The sequence below is a fragment of the Marinobacter nauticus genome (assembly GCF_003634635.1).
In the GTDB taxonomy this organism is placed as follows: Bacteria; Pseudomonadota; Gammaproteobacteria; order Pseudomonadales; family Oleiphilaceae; genus Marinobacter; species Marinobacter nauticus.
In genome coordinates, this window is the sequence record NZ_RBJB01000002.1 from 747,421 (window position 1) to 763,266 (window position 15,846).

The 15,846-nt window shown below is 57.3% G+C and carries 16 protein-coding genes; 10 read left to right on the forward strand and 6 right to left on the reverse strand.

The features are described 5' to 3' along the window. The first annotated feature begins 11 nt into the window (after window positions 1–11). Both C7436_RS03690 and htpX read left to right on the forward strand, forming a co-directional pair. Complete coding sequence (locus tag C7436_RS03690; protein ID WP_011785253.1) at window positions 12–485, forward strand: hypothetical protein; 474 nt, start codon at window positions 12–14, stop codon at window positions 483–485. A gap of 93 nt (window positions 486–578) precedes the next feature. Next, window positions 579–1,460: a protease HtpX gene (gene htpX, locus C7436_RS03695; RefSeq protein WP_121206751.1), complete on the forward strand. Its 882-nt coding sequence runs from the start codon at window positions 579–581 to the stop codon at window positions 1,458–1,460. A gap of 62 nt (window positions 1,461–1,522) precedes the next feature. Here htpX and pdxB read toward each other — a convergent pair whose 3' ends face one another. The 3 genes from pdxB to C7436_RS03710 are packed head-to-tail and all read right to left on the reverse strand — an operon-like array spanning window position 1,523 to window position 4,532. Then, on the reverse strand, window positions 1,523–2,677 hold the full coding sequence (pdxB, locus tag C7436_RS03700; RefSeq protein WP_014421208.1) for a 4-phosphoerythronate dehydrogenase PdxB: 1,155 nt from the start codon (window positions 2,675–2,677) through the stop codon (window positions 1,523–1,525). A gap of 23 nt (window positions 2,678–2,700) precedes the next feature. Next, window positions 2,701–3,972 (reverse strand): DEAD/DEAH box helicase, encoded by a 1,272-nt coding sequence (locus C7436_RS03705; RefSeq protein ID WP_014421207.1) that lies wholly within the window; start codon window positions 3,970–3,972, stop codon window positions 2,701–2,703. Further along, entirely contained in the window at window positions 3,969–4,532 is a 564-nt protein-coding gene (locus C7436_RS03710) for an elongation factor P hydroxylase (protein WP_227499482.1), read from the reverse strand. The genes C7436_RS03705 and C7436_RS03710 overlap by 4 nt, the downstream gene beginning before the upstream one ends. Before the next feature lie 146 nt (window positions 4,533–4,678). Here C7436_RS03710 and dsbD point away from each other — a divergent pair, with 146 nt between their 5' ends. Beyond that, complete coding sequence (dsbD, locus tag C7436_RS03715) at window positions 4,679–6,556, forward strand: protein-disulfide reductase DsbD (RefSeq protein ID WP_121207036.1); 1,878 nt, start codon at window positions 4,679–4,681, stop codon at window positions 6,554–6,556. Window position 6,557: 1 nt separating this feature from the next. Here the strand turns inward: dsbD and tusA are convergent, their stop codons facing one another. Continuing rightward, window positions 6,558–6,803: a sulfurtransferase TusA gene (gene tusA / locus C7436_RS03720; RefSeq protein WP_023009987.1), complete on the reverse strand. Its 246-nt coding sequence runs from the start codon at window positions 6,801–6,803 to the stop codon at window positions 6,558–6,560. Between the two features lie 84 nt (window positions 6,804–6,887). Here tusA and C7436_RS03725 point away from each other — a divergent pair, with 84 nt between their 5' ends. After that, window positions 6,888–7,181 carry an antibiotic biosynthesis monooxygenase family protein gene (locus C7436_RS03725; protein ID WP_011785260.1) on the forward strand — a complete coding sequence of 98 codons (294 nt, stop codon included), beginning with the start codon at window positions 6,888–6,890 and terminating at the stop codon, window positions 7,179–7,181. A 9-nt stretch (window positions 7,182–7,190) separates the two neighbouring features. Here C7436_RS03725 and rlmM read toward each other — a convergent pair whose 3' ends face one another. After that, window positions 7,191–8,267: a 23S rRNA (cytidine(2498)-2'-O)-methyltransferase RlmM gene (gene rlmM, locus C7436_RS03730; protein ID WP_031210493.1), complete on the reverse strand. Its 1,077-nt coding sequence runs from the start codon at window positions 8,265–8,267 to the stop codon at window positions 7,191–7,193. 131 nt (window positions 8,268–8,398) lie between these two features. On the opposite strand from rlmM, the gene C7436_RS03735 reads away from it, so the two are divergent. Further along, on the forward strand, window positions 8,399–10,288 hold the full coding sequence (locus C7436_RS03735) for a sensor domain-containing diguanylate cyclase (protein WP_121206753.1): 1,890 nt from the start codon (window positions 8,399–8,401) through the stop codon (window positions 10,286–10,288). On the opposite strand, the gene C7436_RS03740 is transcribed toward C7436_RS03735, so the two are convergent. Next, window positions 10,261–10,908, reverse strand: coding sequence for an alpha/beta family hydrolase (locus C7436_RS03740; protein WP_228198050.1), 648 nt, complete (start codon window positions 10,906–10,908; stop codon window positions 10,261–10,263). The genes C7436_RS03735 and C7436_RS03740 overlap by 28 nt on opposite strands. Window positions 10,909–11,142: 234 nt before the next feature. Between C7436_RS03740 and ccoN the strand changes: the two genes are divergently transcribed. From ccoN to ccoG, 5 genes are all read left to right on the forward strand, one after another. After that, window positions 11,143–12,573, forward strand: a complete 1,431-nt coding sequence (gene ccoN, locus C7436_RS03745) for a cytochrome-c oxidase, cbb3-type subunit I (protein WP_023009983.1) — start codon at window positions 11,143–11,145, stop codon at window positions 12,571–12,573. A 14-nt stretch (window positions 12,574–12,587) separates the two neighbouring features. Next, window positions 12,588–13,196: a cytochrome-c oxidase, cbb3-type subunit II gene (gene ccoO / locus C7436_RS03750; protein ID WP_011785265.1), complete on the forward strand. Its 609-nt coding sequence runs from the start codon at window positions 12,588–12,590 to the stop codon at window positions 13,194–13,196. Window positions 13,197–13,200: 4 nt separating this feature from the next. Continuing rightward, entirely contained in the window at window positions 13,201–13,386 is a 186-nt protein-coding gene (locus C7436_RS03755; RefSeq protein WP_011785266.1) for a CcoQ/FixQ family Cbb3-type cytochrome c oxidase assembly chaperone, read from the forward strand. Beyond that, window positions 13,383–14,273, forward strand: coding sequence for a cytochrome-c oxidase, cbb3-type subunit III (ccoP, locus tag C7436_RS03760; RefSeq protein ID WP_121206754.1), 891 nt, complete (start codon window positions 13,383–13,385; stop codon window positions 14,271–14,273). The genes C7436_RS03755 and ccoP overlap by 4 nt, the downstream gene beginning before the upstream one ends. A gap of 131 nt (window positions 14,274–14,404) precedes the next feature. Further along, window positions 14,405–15,838 carry a cytochrome c oxidase accessory protein CcoG gene (gene ccoG / locus C7436_RS03765; protein ID WP_121206755.1) on the forward strand — a complete coding sequence of 478 codons (1,434 nt, stop codon included), beginning with the start codon at window positions 14,405–14,407 and terminating at the stop codon, window positions 15,836–15,838. Window positions 15,839–15,846: the final 8 nt, after the last annotated feature.

The following is a 15,846-nucleotide window of genomic DNA, read 5'->3' on the forward strand; positions in this document are numbered from 1 at the left end:
CCGGAGTCAGGATGGCAGACATTCATGTCGAGGAATTCTACAAGGACGTTGCAATTGCTCTGGTTCAGCTCTACATGTCGTTTCCCCGGCGGGTAAACCTGTTCGTGGAGGATATCGCCGGGCCAGACGAGCCCGACGAATTCGGCCTGCACAGCAAGCGCCATATGGCCTGTTTCGGTGCCCTGCTCTGGCTGTCCGAAGAAGGCCTGCTCCGTTACGTGGATACCATTCGCCAGGAAGCTCTGGATCAGGCGGTGCTGACCCGGGAGGCATTTGTTCGGCTCAGCGCCCCGGCCCCTCAGGCGCTTCTGAGGGAACTGTCGGCGGTTTCAAACGAGCCCGAATTGCCGCCTTCTGTTCAGAAAGACTTGTCCACCTATATTCATCTGCTGCGCTCCGCCCTGAAAAGCGGCAGTTCGAGCCGCATCAGTCTGGCGGTGCAATCAACCTTCTTCAACGATTCAGGCCTGCAACCCGTTCATTAAATGGCGTTAAGGTTCTTGAACCGCTGAACCGGATCCACATATATCGGTCAGAAAGGCGATACGTTTCCCGGTAAGCTGATACAGGAAAAAACCATGCGTATTCTGTTGTTTCTGGCCACTAACCTGGCCGTTATTCTGGTTGCCAGTTTTACCCTGCGACTGCTGGGGGTCGATAGTTATCTGGCACAACAAGGCATCGACTACGGCTCGCTACTGGCGTTTGCGGCGGTGTTCGGCTTCGCTGGTGCGTTTATCTCGCTGTTTCTCTCCAAGCCCATGGCGAAGTGGAGCACCAAAGCCCGGGTGATCGACTCGCCTCGCACGCCGGCGGAGCGCTGGCTGATTGAAACCGTCGCGGAGCTGGCAAAGAAAGCCGGCATCGGCATGCCCGAAGTAGCGATCTTCCCTGCTCAGCAATCCAATGCCTTTGCCACCGGATGGAATAAAAACGACTCTCTGGTGGCGGTCAGCGAGGGGCTGTTAAGCCGCTTCGACAAGGACCAGATCCGGGCCGTACTGGGCCATGAGATTGGCCATGTGGCCAATGGCGACATGGTGACTCTGACGCTGATCCAGGGCGTGGTAAACACCTTTGTTATCTTCGCATCGCGGGTGATCGGCTCGTTCGTGGACCGGGTCATCTTCAAGAATGAGAACGGCCATGGTATCGGCTTTTTTGTCGTGAGCATCGTGGCAGAAATCGTGCTCGGCATCCTGGCCAGCACCATCGTGTTCTGGTTCTCCCGTCGTCGGGAATACCGTGCCGACATTGCCGGTGCCCAACTGGCAGGGCGAGGCGCCATGATCAGTGCCCTGGCGCACCTGAAAAAGGAAAGTGAGGTTCCGGATCAGATGCCGGACACCCTGCAGGCATTCGGTATCAACCGGGGCGCCCGCGAAGGTCTGGCAGCAATGTTCATGACCCACCCGCCGCTGGAGGACCGAATTGCAGCGCTACAGAACGCCAAACTGTAATCACATGAAAAAGGGCGCCACACAGGCGCCCTTCTCTTTTGACGAGTAAGACATTCAGGGTGTCAGATCTTCAGTTTGAACCCGATGGCCCTGAAGCTGTCCTGAATCGACTTGCTGCTACCCTTCAACTGCACTTTCAGACTCGAGCATTCCCTGCGCACCGGGTAGTCCCTGCGTAGCCTGTCAAAGGCCTGCGCCCGCTCTTCAGGATTACCGCGCATGGTCAGCCGCAGGCGGGCATCGTCCCGGCGGGGATCGTAACAGGCGCGCAAAGCAACCTGAACGGCCTCATCTTCATCAGCACTGCTGGTAAAGGACACTTTACTGAGGGCCGGCTCCGGCAGAAACTGTCCGGCTTTCTTGCGCACAGGCAGCCCCAGGTAACGGCACAGGGCCTGGTAAATCATCTCCGTGCCCTGCATCTTGCCTTCCAGGCTGTAGCCGGCAATGTGTGGCGTCGCCAGCCACACCCGGTCTAGCAGATCCGGGTTGATTCTGGGCTCATGCTCCCAGACATCCAGCACCACCGTGGGCGAGTCCGCCTGCTGAAGCCGGGCAAGCAATGCCTCTCCGTCTATCACCTCGCCCCGGCCGGCGTTGATCAACAACTGATCCTGCCCAAGCGCCGCGAGCTCGCTGCCCGCGATCATCCGGTTGGTGGGATGGTCTCCAGTTCGCGTCAACGGCGTGTGCAAGGTTACAACGTCACACTCCAGAGCCTCGGCCAGCGGCACAAACTCCTCTGCGTGCTCTTCTTCAGCTTCCTGCCTGGGCGGATCACAGAGCTTTACCGTGAAATCCAGCCGCTCCAGCATTCGGGCCAACTCACCACCGACATTACCCACCCCGACAATCCCTACCGTCAGGGATGACCAGTCTTCAATACCCCGCTTTTCGGCGTACAGCGACAATACCGAGAGCACATACTCTGCCACACTGACGGCATTGCAGCCTGGCGCAGCGGCGAAACCGATGCCTTGTTCCTGGAGCCAGGCCTGGTCTATGTGGTCCGTTCCAATCGTGGCCGTACCAACGAACCGCACCCGGGCACCCTCCAGCAACTGCCGGTCTACCCGGGTTACCGAACGGACCAGAAGTATATCGGCATCCCTTACCTGGTCCGGAGCCAGCGTCCGGCCATTCACCCGGCGAATCTCTCCGATGTCGCCAAAAAAGGAATCCAGTAAGGGTATATTCTCGTCCGCAACGATCAGCATAACAGTGGTCTCACCAGTGACTCTCAATGACGACGTGGTCTGGGCCCGCGACCGCTGTTGCCCTGCGGCCGGCGACCACCCCGCTTGCGGGTAATCGGCGGGTTATCCATGGCGGCTGTCAGATTCTCATCTGGCACCGCCGTCTTCAGCTTCTGGCTGATGTATTTTTCAATCTCCGGCAGGGCAAACGCGTCCTCTTCACCAGCGAAGCTCACCGATACGCCGGTTTTACCGGCACGGCCAGTACGACCAATGCGGTGAACGTAATCTTCGGCATTGTCTGGCAAATTGTAGTTAAATACATGGGTCACGCCGTTTACGTGGATGCCACGGCCCGCCACATCGGTAGCAACCAGCACCTGGATCTGCCCCTTCTTGAACTGGTCTAGCGTTTTCAGCCGCTTGTTCTGGGCGATCTCGCCAGACATCAACGCCACTTTCACACCCTGGTTTTTAAGATCCTCTTCAAGATCACGGCACTGGTCACGACGGTTGGCAAAAACAATCGCTTTCTCTACTTCCGGCCGCTTCAGGTAATTCACCAGTACCGGCAGCTTTTCGTTATCGGACACCAGGAAAACAGTCTGTTCAACTCGTTCTGCAGTCTTCTGTTCCGGCTCGATCTCGACAAACTCAGCATTTCGGGTCCACATGGATGCCAGGTTGAGGACATCCTGGTTGAAGGTGGCACTGAACAGCAGGGTCTGACGCTCATCCTTGGGGGTACACTTGCGGATGATGCGCTTGACGTCCGGGATAAAGCCCATATCGAGCATTCGATCCGCCTCATCCAGAATCAGGATGTCGAGCTGATCCAGAAAAACATCCTGTGAGCCCAGGAAATCGATCAATCGGCCCGGAGTAGCCACCAGGATGTCGACAATTTCGTTCTGCAACTGCTCCCGCTGCTTGTCGTAGTTCATCCCGCCAACCACAGTAACCACATTGTGGCCAGTGTAATGACACAGCTGTTCGGCGTCCTTGGCAATCTGCATGGCCAGTTCGCGGGTGGGCGCCAGCGCCAGAACACGGGGCTCGGAGGCAAAACGCTCTTTCTCGTCGATCGGAGTTTCCAGCAAAGACTGAATCGCGGTAATCAGAAAGGCTGCAGTCTTGCCGGTGCCCGTCTGAGCCTGGCCAATGAGGTCTTCACAGGCCAGGGTCCAGGGCAGCGTTTCTGCCTGAATGGGCGTGCAGTACTCGAAGCCAATTTTGGAAATGGCATCCAGCAGTCGCTTGTCCAGATTGAGGTCGCTGAAGCGTAAATCGCCGGTATGCTTTGGTTCTGATGTCATAGGGGTTCAGGTATCCTTGATTGATCGTATTCCTGCTCTGCAGTTAACAGACGGGTCTTCACTCGAGCCCAGGTTTCATCTATCCGGGCACCAGTGCTGTAAAACTGCAAGAGCGAATCGTAGAACTGCTGTGCACGGCGGGGTAATCCACAGGCAAGGTAATCGCTCGCCTGGTTGAGCACATTCAGGCGGAATGCATCTCCATCGGCAGCGCCTCCGCCGGCGAGGTTGTCGACACTGATGTGAAAGCGGAAGCCGGCCGCCAGGGAAAACAGACACTCTATGGCCTGAGGTTTCACCTCCACCTGCTCAAACGCTTGCTGCTGTTCAGGTGTTCGTCCATCCGGACAGTACCAGTATCCGTAATCGTACATTGTGCGCCGATGCTCACCGGCAATGCACCAGTGGGCAATCTCGTGCAGGGCACTGGCAAAAAAACCATGGGCAAAGACTACCCTGGCAAGACCCTCGGGCTCGCTCACAGGGAGATATTCCGGTTCTTCGCTGCCCCTGACCAGAATCGTCCGGTATGATTCCCGGAACAGGTCATTGAACAGCATGATAAGATCGTCTGGATTGTGATTCATCGGTTGGCTATTGTGCGACTTTAACGCGGCCAATACCAGTGGGAACTTTCGCCACAGGATGGTGTCCACTGGCTTCGAACCGACTTCATGCATACCAGAATCAGGAAATGACCGTATCCATGTCAGCAGTCCAGGCCTTCAGTGCTCCTACGCGAAATCTGTTCTACCATCTTTTGCTTGTGTTGGCAGTGGTTCTGTCGCTGGCGTCTCCCGGCGCCAAGGCTCTGGGGTCCGGCAATGGCAGCCTGTTTGGTAACAGCGAATTTCTGCCGGTAGATGAAGCACTACCCTTTGATTACACCACTGATAACGGGGCTGTGGTGCTGGCCTGGAATATCACCCCCGGCCATTACCTCTATAAGAGCCGCATACAGATCAATGCCGTAACTGATGGTGTACAGGTTGGCGAACCCGGCTTTTCTTTGCCGGGCACGCTGACTGAAGACGAATTCTTTGGTGAGATCACCGTATTTTTTGATCCGGTCCAGGCCAGGGTACCCATCACCCTGCCCGACGGTGTCCGGGAAGCGGAGCTTCAGGTGACGTACCAGGGCTGTGCAGAGGCCGGGCTTTGTTATCCCCCGCAGACCCGGGACATCTTCTATTACCCTGGTGGCGACGCTGCCGAGACGGCAGCCAACAGCGTGACCTCCGATACCGGTAATGCGGCGCCCGCAGATACCTCCACCGCGACCGGCCTCGCCGGCTTTCTGTCCAGCCAGTCGATCTGGATGATCGCCGGCGTATTCTTTTTGCTCGGTCTGGGGCTGACCTTTACGCCCTGCGTTCTGCCCATGGTACCCATCATCTCCTCCATGGTCTCCGGGCGTAATACAAGAACCACCAGCCACGCATTATTGCTGTCTGGCAGCTATGTGCTGGGCATGGCATTGACCTACGCCGCGGCGGGTGTCATTACCGGCCTGCTGGGCGCCAGCTTCAATCTCCAGGCGCAGCTACAGTCGCCCTGGGTGCTGAGTGTTTTCGCTGGCCTGTTCGTGGTCTTTGCGCTGTCGATGTTCGACCTGTTCGAAATCCAGTTACCACGTTTTATTCGGGAACCCCTCAACGATGCCAGCCATCGCCTGACTGGTAGCCGTGTCGCCAGCATCTTCGGCATTGGTGCCCTTTCAGCACTTATTGTCTCGCCCTGCGTGTCTGCGCCACTGGCCGGCAGCTTGCTGTACATTTCCACCACTCAGGATGCCGTGATCGGCGGTGTGGCGCTGCTGGCACTGGGCCTGGGCATGGGAGTTCCCCTGATTCTGGTTGCCGTTGGCGGCCGGAAACTGCTGCCAAGCTCAGGGCACTGGATGACCACGGTGAAGCACTTCTACGGTGTCATGCTGCTGGCCGTGGCTATCTGGCTGGTTGAGCGCCTGGTACCGGTCTGGTTCAGCCTGACCATGTGGGGGCTGTTGATTGCTATTACTGGCGTGCAGCTGGGCGCATTCGATGCCGCCAAGGCTGGCTGGCAGCGCACCCGTAAGGGGCTGGGGCTGGTTATGTTTGCCTATGGCCTGGCCTTGCTGGCCGGTGCCGTCAGCGGCGCCAACGACCCGCTCAAGCCGCTGGCGCCCTTTGTGGCCTCCGCGGCGCCGGGACCAGTGGCGGGCGAGCTATCACATGCCAGCTTCCAGCGTGTTGAGGATCCGAACCAGATCCGCACATTGCTGGCCAATGCCAGTGACCGGGGGCAGCCCGTCATGCTGGACTTCTATGCGGACTGGTGTATTTCCTGCAAAGTCATGGAACGCAATGTGTTCAGCGATCCCCAGGTCATCCAGGCACTGTCACCCTACACCCTGCTGCAGATCGACATGACGGACAACACGCCCGCACAGCAGGCCCTGCTGGATGAACTCGGCCTGTTTGGCCCCCCGGCAATACTGTTCTATCAGGCGAGCGGGTCAGAGCTCAGCAACGCCCGCGTACTGGGCGAGATGGATCGGGATCAGTTTCTGGAGCACGTGGCCAACATTGGTCAGAAACTCTGAGTCAGGCGTCCTGACAGCGGCGGATCAGAAACAGGAATTCGCCGCCCGCTTCCTGCTGACTGAGAAGTTCGTGCCCGAGGAACTGGCAGAACCTCGGGATATCCCGAGTGGTTGAAGGATCGGTGGCCACCACCCGCAGCACCTGCCCAACCTCAACATCGAGGATGCGATTGTGCAGCATCATGACCGGCTCGGGACAGAACAGTCCCCGTGCATCCAGTTCTGCGTGATAATCATGATCGGACAAGCGTGACCTCCTGCAAGTAGCGTGATTTTTCTGAATCCAGTGCTAAATTATTGTTTATAGCAGCGAAAATAAAGGGAGATTGTCATGATTCGGGTACTTATTGAACGCCATATTGCCGAAACTCTGGAGTCGGCCTACGAAGACCGGGCCAGAAAAGTGTTACAGCAGGCCGTCAGTGCCCCGGGCTTTATCTCCGGTGAGACCCTGGTCGACTGCCGCGACCCCAACCATCGCATGACACTGGCAAACTGGCGTTCAGAGGCAGACTGGGATCGCTGGTACCGCTCTCCTGAACGCCGGGAATTAATGGCGGAACTCACCCCCATGATGGACCGGGATGAAGCCATTACCGTGCTCCAGCACAGCGATATGCCGTGAGCCCGGTGATCAGTCCAGGCGCTCGATGAAGCAGGTTATTTCTTCCCTGTCGTGGTAGAGGTGCCGGGCCCGGAGCCGGCAATTGAGCTCGGCCTCTGCCAGCCCCTGCAGCAGTATGTCCCGGCAGATCAGCCACTCCTCATAACGTTTCTTCATGGGTAGCTTGAGATTGAACACTGTGTAGCGACACAGCTTGCCGCCTACCCAGTCCAGCGCCAGGCGCGCTGTTTTTCGGGGCTTGTCGACGATATCGCAGACCATCCAGTCCACGGCCCGCTTCGGGCGCCAGGCGTAGCCATCAGCCCGGACATGCTCAACATGCCCTGTGGCCATCAACTCTGGATTCATGGGGCCATTATCGACCGCCGTCACCATCATGCCTTGCTGAACCAGTTGCCAGGTCCATCCGCCGGGAGCGGCGCCCAGATCTACCGCTTTCCGGCCGCCACCCAGGTAGTCCAGATAACGATCTTCAGGAATAAAGACTTTCCACGCCTCTTCGAGTTTGAGCGCAGACCGGCTGGGCGCTGAGGCAGGCAAACGCAAACGGGGTATGCCCTGCGGAAAAGGGGATCGATTATCGGCCAGGCTTAACCCGACAACAGCCGTTTCAAAATCCAGCAACAGCAACTCCAGACGGTCACCTTTGGCACTGTCCGAGTCCTGCGCCAGCAAGCCCGCCTCCCTGAGTCCGCGGGACAGGGGTGCCACCCATTTTCGGGCAAAGTTGCCCAGATCGCGGTCTTCATTGGTTTCCGTAAGCCGGGTTTCCAGTCGTGATGCCAGGCTGCCCTGCCAATCGGCGCCCCGGAGGAACTCGATAACGGCTCCAACCCGGTCCCTGGCCGGCAGCGGGCAATCGCCAATCACCAGAAACCAGTCCCGCACAAAGACCAGCTCGCCCAGCGGTATTCTCTGCATCAATTCAAAGGCGGATTCGGGCCCGCCAAGGGTAAACCGCACGAGCCCTGCGTTCCTGATCGGCTGAAAGTAACCGAACAGGCCACAAGCGGCCGCCGAATCCATCAACTCCTGGCCCGCCTCGGTTTCAAACCCCGGGCGACACATCAGCATTATCTGTTGCATTCCATAACCTTGTTGGTGACCACTGTCAGGATTCTGACGCACTGACAGCGATAAAACTTGAACGTGTTTAACGGCAGCACTTGTTCACGCTGGCTACACTTTCCGCCTCCCAACGTACCGCCTGGTGGAAGATGCTCCGACTCTGGAACCTGCTTACGGCCTGTTTTCTGGCCACGGCTGGCCTACTGTTCAGCGGCCAGCTTGCGGCTATGGAACCGTGTCCCGCTCTTGATGCCGCCAGCCCGGACGCCCGAAGTGCGATCAACCACCACATCTGTTTCTACTCGGCCCGCCCGGGTGAACCGGCCCATTCTGCAACCGCACCGGAGGAACTGCCGGCTGAACTGGCCTGGAAATCAGCCCGGGGCCATGATCTGGTATTCAGTCACACGGATTCCGTGTACTGGATTCAGCTCAATGTCCGCAACAGCAGCACCGAATCCGGTCTCTGGTACCTGAAGCTTCATTACCCACTGCTGGATGAGGTGACGTTCTGGCAAAAAAGCCGCTACCAAAGCGGCTACAGCCCTGAGGACGTCCGACCGCCACTGGCGACCGGCGACTTGTTCCCGTTTGCCACAAGAGGCATAGATTACCGTTATTACCTGCTCCCCGTCACACTGAATGCCGGGGAAAGCCGCGCCATCCTCATCCGGGTGCATAGCAGTGGCGCACTCAATGTGCCCCTGGGCATGATGACACCCGGTGAGGTTGTTGCCGAAAGCAATCACCTCACTCTCGTGCACGGCCTGTTTTATGGCGCGATGCTGGTACTGGCGGCATTCAACCTTCTGCTGTTCTTCAGTTCCGGCACCCGTTACTATTTTTACAACGCCTTCTACATTACCTCTCTGGGTATGTTCCTGTTCGCCATGGGCGGCTTTGCCAACCAGTACTTCTGGCCCAACAGTACGGCGCTGGCAAATCCCTCCATTCCGCTGACGCTCGCGGTCTGTGCACTGGCAATGGCCCTGTTTGGCAGCTCCTTTCTGGAGGTCGGCCCCGGAACTCTCTCAGCCAAGGTTCTGAAGTCACTGGCCACAGTCGCCACGGGTGCTGTGACACTGACACTCATCATTCCCTATACAAAATCCATTCTGATCAACACCGCGTTGGCGCTTATGGTTATTGTGGCTCTGCAGGTCATCGCCTACGTCCGCTGGCGACAGGGCTACAAACCCGCCTTCTGGTACCTGGCAGCCTGGATGGTGATGGTTATCGGCGCACTGATCTATGCCATGGCCGCGTTTGGCTATCTGGGCGATTACCCGGCCCGGGAAGTGATGATGCAGGCGATCGTCGGCGGCCAGGTGATCCTGCTGAACTATGCCCTGGTGCAACGCTGGCGCCTGCTTAACCAGAAATTGCTGGATGTCGAACACCAGGCCCGGACGGAACTGGAACTAAAGGTTCATGAGCGCACGGCCCAGCTCCGCAACACCATGCGGGAACTGGAGCAGGCAAACCGGAAACTGGCCTCTATAAGCCTCAATGATGCGCTCACCGGCCTGTACAACCGGCGTCACATGGATAACCTTTTACCTGAACTCTGCAGGGAAGCCCGTCGAACCGGAAATCCATTATCCCTGGCCCTGATTGATGCCGATCACTTCAAGCGAATTAACGATACCTGGGGCCATGACTTTGGCGATAAGTGCCTGAAACAGATCGCGGGTATTCTGGATGAGCATGTCAAACGCCCCAGGGATGTGGCCATCCGGTTTGGCGGTGAGGAATTTGCCCTGCTGCTCCCGGGCACTGACCTGGACGGTGCACGCACGCTCTGTCTCGGCATACTCAAAGCCATGCGGAAAACCCCGCTTATCGCTCCGGGCAATAAGACTTTTCATCTGACACTCAGCGCCGGGATTGCCGAACTGGCTACGGGACAGGAGCCGACCGACCTGTTCCGGAAAGCCGATGAAGCACTCTATCAGGCCAAAGGCGCAGGGCGGGATCAGATCGTACTCGCCAATCGTGTTTCAACGCCTGATCACAGTACGGCATCTTCGGCAAACTGACGCGTCAGAAGAGCAGCCTGCGCAATCAGGTCGGACTGTTGCTCTGGCTGCCGCGCCAGAGGCTGAAAATCGTGATTTCCGCCGTCCAGCCAGCACAGCCGGGTGAGACCCGGGATCTGCCCCTGTGCCTTCAGCTCATCCGGTTTGCCGAATGGGTCCCGGGTACCCTGCACCACCAGTAGAGGAACCGCGACCTTATCCAGATGGTCAGTCCGCCAACGATCCAGCTTCCCCGGCGGGTGAAACGGATAGCCATAACAGGCAACGCCATCAATATCCCTGCACTTCCCGGCAGCCAGAAGCGTGGCCATCCGCCCTCCCATTGATTTCCCCCCCACCAACAGTGGTACCTGACTTCCGAGCTCCTCTCTGGCCAGGGACACCTGATCTTCAAATGCCGCCAGCAAAGCCGGCTGCCGATCGGGCGGTCGTTTTCTGCCATCCTCCCGACGCTTCACCATATAGGGAAACTCAAACCGCACACTTTCGATGCCTTGCCCTGCGAGAGCCTCAGCTAACAACTCCATGAACAATGAGTCCATGGGCGCGCCTGCGCCGTGGGCCAGTATCATTACGGCTTTGGCATCTTTTCCGTAGCCTTTGGTCTTAATTCTTTTCACCAATTTTCTCTCTCTCGCTCCTGTTGCGGATCAAACCCGATGACAGAATGGATCTGGCAAGCCATTAAAGCGTCAATAAAAACATATTGAATAGACTTGCAACTTACTGGCCAGCCTACTGATTCCGGCGGATTTGACGGATGTCATAACTTGATCTTGATCATTGCAAAGGAATAATCGTTTCTCCATACTTGCCCCCGCATAATTCCCCATCCTGAACCCATTGGTAAGGCTATGAGCACAGTAAATGCAAACCTGACATACAACTATAAGGTGGTGAGACAATTCGCCATCATGACAGTGGTATGGGGTATTGTAGGTATGGCTCTGGGTGTGCTGATTGCAGCACAGCTGGTTTGGCCATCCCTCAACCTCGACCTGCCCTTTACTCACTTCGGTCGCTTGCGGCCGCTGCATACCAACGCCGTAATCTTCGGCTTTGGCGGAAGTGCCCTTTTTGCAACGTCCTACTACGTCGTTCAGCGAACCTGCCAGGCTCGCCTGATGTCTGACGGATTGGCGGCGTTCACCTTCTGGGGCTGGCAAGCGATCATCGTGGCTGCTGCCATCACCCTGCCGATGGGCCTGACAACGTCCAAGGAATACGCCGAGCTGGAATGGCCGATTGACATCGCGATTGCGGTTGTCTGGGTCAGCTACGCCCTGGTGTTCTTCGGAACCGTGATGAAGCGTAGCACTCCGCACATCTACGTTGCCAACTGGTTCTACGGTGCGTTCATCATTACCGTTGCTGTACTGCATATCGGTAATAACATGGCGCTGCCGGCCACCGCCTTCAAGTCGTACTCCGCCTATGCGGGTGTTACCGATGCGATGATGCAGTGGTGGTACGGTCACAACGCGGTGGGCTTCTTCCTGACTGCCGGCTTCCTGGGCATGATGTACTACTTCGTTCCCAAGCAGGCCAACCGTCCGGTTTACTCCTATCGCCTGTCTATCGTGCACTTCTGGGCACTGATCGCCACATACGTCTGGGCCGGTGGTCACCACCTGCATTACTCCGCTCTGCCTGACTGGGCACAGACCGCAGGCATGGTAATGTCCCTGATTCTGCTGGCGCCGTCCTGGGGCGGTATGATCAACGGCATGATGACCCTGTCCGGCGCCTGGCACAAACTGCGCACTGACCCTATCCTGCGCTTCCTGGTGGTTTCTCTGTCCTTCTACGGTATGTCTACCTTCGAAGGCCCGATGATGTCTATCAAGACCGTAAACGCTCTGTCCCACAACACTGACTGGACCATCGGCCACGTGCACTCCGGCGCCCTGGGCTGGGTTGCCATGATCAGTATCGGTGCGGTTTACCACCTGATCCCGAAACTGTGGGGCATCCAGGCCATGTACAGCACTGCCCTGATCAACACTCACTTCTGGCTGGCTACCGTAGGCACCGTGCTTTACATCGCCGCCATGTGGGTGAATGGCATCATGCAAGGTCTGATGTGGCGTGCAGTGAACGAAGACGGCACCCTGACCTACAGCTTCGTGGAAGCGCTTGAAGCCTCCTACCCGGGCTACTTTGTACGCTTCATCGGTGGCGCGATCTTCCTGACCGGCATGCTGATCATGGCCTACAACGTGTACATGACCGTACGCCAGAAAGACGCCGTTGCAGAAGATAATGCTGCGGTTCAGGCGGCGTAAGGGAGAGAGACCAGATGAGACACGAAATAGTCGAAAAGAACCTTGGTCTGATGATCGTGCTGATCGTGCTGACCATCAGTGGCGGTTTCCTTGCGGAAGTGGTACCCCTGTTCTTCCACAAAGAGGTGAACGAGCCGGTCGAAGGCCTGGAGCCTCTGTCCGCTCTGGAACTGGAAGGCCGGGACATTTACATCCGTGAAGGCTGCCACGTGTGCCATACCCAGCAGATCCGTCCGTTCCGGGCTGAGACTGAGCGTTATGGTCACTACTCCGTTGCGGGCGAGTTCGTTTATGACCGTCCGTTCCTGTGGGGTTCCAAGCGTACCGGGCCGGACCTGGCTCGTGTAGGTGGTCGTTACTCGGATGCCTGGCAGCGCCAGCACCTGTACGATCCGCGCAGCGTGGTACCCGAATCCAACATGCCTGCCTTCCCGTGGCTGTTCGAGAATCGTGTTGATCACGGTTCCATTGAGTCCCGGATGAAGACGCTGCAAACGCTCGGCGTGCCATACAGCGACGAACAGATTGCCAACGCAGCGAATGAGATCGAAGGCAAATTTGAAATCGAAGCGCTGGTCGCATACCTGCAGCAGCTGGGTACTGTGATTTCAGAGAAGCGGTGATCCCATGGATATTAATGAGTTACGCGGCATTCACACGCTGCTGGTAATGGCAGCGTTCTTCGGAATCGTCTGGTGGGCGTACAGCGCCCACCGCAAGAAGGCCAACGACGAGGCAGCACACCTCCCCTTCGATGACGACGAAGTCGAAAAGCGTACTCTCGAACAGGAAAAAACGGAGAAGAAACAATGAGTACCTTCTGGAGCATCTGGGTCAGTGTGATCGTGCTCGGTACCGTTTTCGGCTGCTGGTGGCTCCTCTGGGCCACCCGCAAGAGCCAGACAACCGATACTGAAACCGACCGGACAATGGGCCATTCCTTTGATGGCATTGAGGAATACGATAACCCTCTGCCGAAATGGTGGTTCTACCTGTTCGTAGCAACCTGCATCTTCGCCCTTGGCTACCTGGCTCTGTACCCGGGCCTGGGTAACTTCAAGGGTCTGCTGGGATGGACATCCACCAACCAGTGGGAAGCGGAAGTGGCAGCTGCCGAAGAGAAATACGGCGAAATCTATGCCCAGTTCGGCGACACCGCCATTCCTGAACTGGCGCAGAACGACGACGCCATGAAGATCGGCCAGCGCCTGTTTGCCAACAACTGTTCGGTCTGTCACGGCACCGCCGCTCGCGGCCAGGTGGGCTTCCCCAACCTGACCGACGACGACTGGCTGTGGGGTGGTCAACCAGACCAGATCCTGCACAGCATTGCCCAGGGTCGTAACGGCAATATGCCTGCAAAGGGCGTCATGCCGAATATGACCAATGAGCAAGTCGATCAGGTGGTTAACTACGTGCTGAGCTTCAGTGGACGCGAAGAAGATGCCGAGGCGGCCAAAGCTGGCGCCCAGGTGTTCGCACAGGCCTGCGTTGCCTGCCACGGTCCGGAAGGCAAAGGTATGGAAGCCATGGGTGCGCCCAACCTGACCGACAATGTCTGGCTCTACGGTTCCACCTATGAGTGGATCAAGGAGACCGTGATGAACGGTCGCCAGAACCAGATGCCTGCACAAGGCGGTCGTCTGTCCGACGACCAGATTCAGATCCTGGCAGCGTACGTTTACAGCCTGTCTAACTGAATCCGACCCGGCCAGGCTCGCCCTGGCCCGGTCTTCTCAACCCTGTATCTGCGCCCGCGGGTACAGGCTTGAGAAGATCAGCTGACCCTCCGAGGCCCGCTCCCAGCTTTACCACTCACCGGGAGGTACCCATGAGCAACGAGATTCCGGTCAAACAGGTTGACCCGAACGGCGATTCCTCCAATAACAAGAAAAAGCCAGAAACCGTCGACCTGTACGCCAGTCGACAGAAAATCTACGTCAAGGAAGTCAAAGGCTTTTTCCAGCGAATCCGGAATGTCAGCTTGACCCTTCTGATGGGCATGTACTTTCTCTTCGTTTGGCTTACCCTGGACGGGCAGCCCCTGATCCACTTCGACTTGCCCGCCCGAGAATTTCACCTGTACGGCGTGACCTTCTTCCCGAAAGATTTCTTTCTGCTTTCGGGCATGCTGATCATTTCAGCATTTGGACTCTTTTTCATCACCACTCTGTTCGGTCGGGTCTGGTGTGGCTATACCTGCCCCCAGACTGTCTGGACCTTTATTTTCATGTGGATCGAGGAAAAGGTTGAGGGCAGCCGCAACAAGCGGATGAAACTGGATAAATCTCCGAACTCCAGGGAGAAACTTGCCAAAAAATCGATCAAACACGCGCTCTGGCTGTTTGTTGCGCTGGCGACTGGCGTCACCTTCGTTGGCTATTTCTACCCTATCCGCGAGCTGATCGTTGACCTGTTTACCATACAGGCCAACGGCTGGGCCTATTTCTGGGTAGCCTTCTTTACCGTCGCCACCTATCTGAACGCCGGCTGGATGCGGGAGCAGGTGTGTCTGTACATGTGCCCGTACGCCCGCTTCCAATCCGTGATGTTTGACCCCAACACCCGCGTTGTTTCCTATGACCCCAACCGGGGCGAGCCACGCGGCAGCCGCAAGAAAGGCGTCGAACCCGCCGAAGTTGGCCTGGGCGACTGTATTGATTGCGGCCAGTGTGTTCAGGTCTGCCCCACCGGTATCGATATCCGTGACGGCCTCCAGTACGAGTGTATCGGCTGCGCCCTGTGTATCGACGCCTGCGATGAAGTTATGGAGAAGATGAACTATCCCAAGGGGCTGATTCGCTACACCACTGAGAACGAACTGGAGGGTAAAACTTCCAAACTGCTACGGCCGCGTACCTTTGGCTACGGCGCCGTGCTCATACTGATGATCAGCGCGGTGATCTTTACCATTGCCACCCGGGTTCCGGCCAAGATGGATGTGCTGCGGGATCGCGGCGCTTTGTTCAGTTTTAACGGCGAAGGACGGGTGGAAAACTCGTATACCGTCAAGATCCAGAACATGTCAGAAGTACCGCAAACCTTCAGCCTGTCTGTGGACGGTCTTGAAGACATGCGTATTCTGACAGACACCACGGTAACGGTGAGCAGTGGCGAGAATCTCTCCTTGCCCACGGTTGTAGATGTGCCACCGGAAGCGCTGGTGGATACCAATAACGACATTCGTTTCTACGCCGAGTCCCAACCGGATTCCTTGATTAAACTTGAAACTGAAAGCCGGTTTGTTGGTCCAAGGCCCCGCTAACAAGAGGG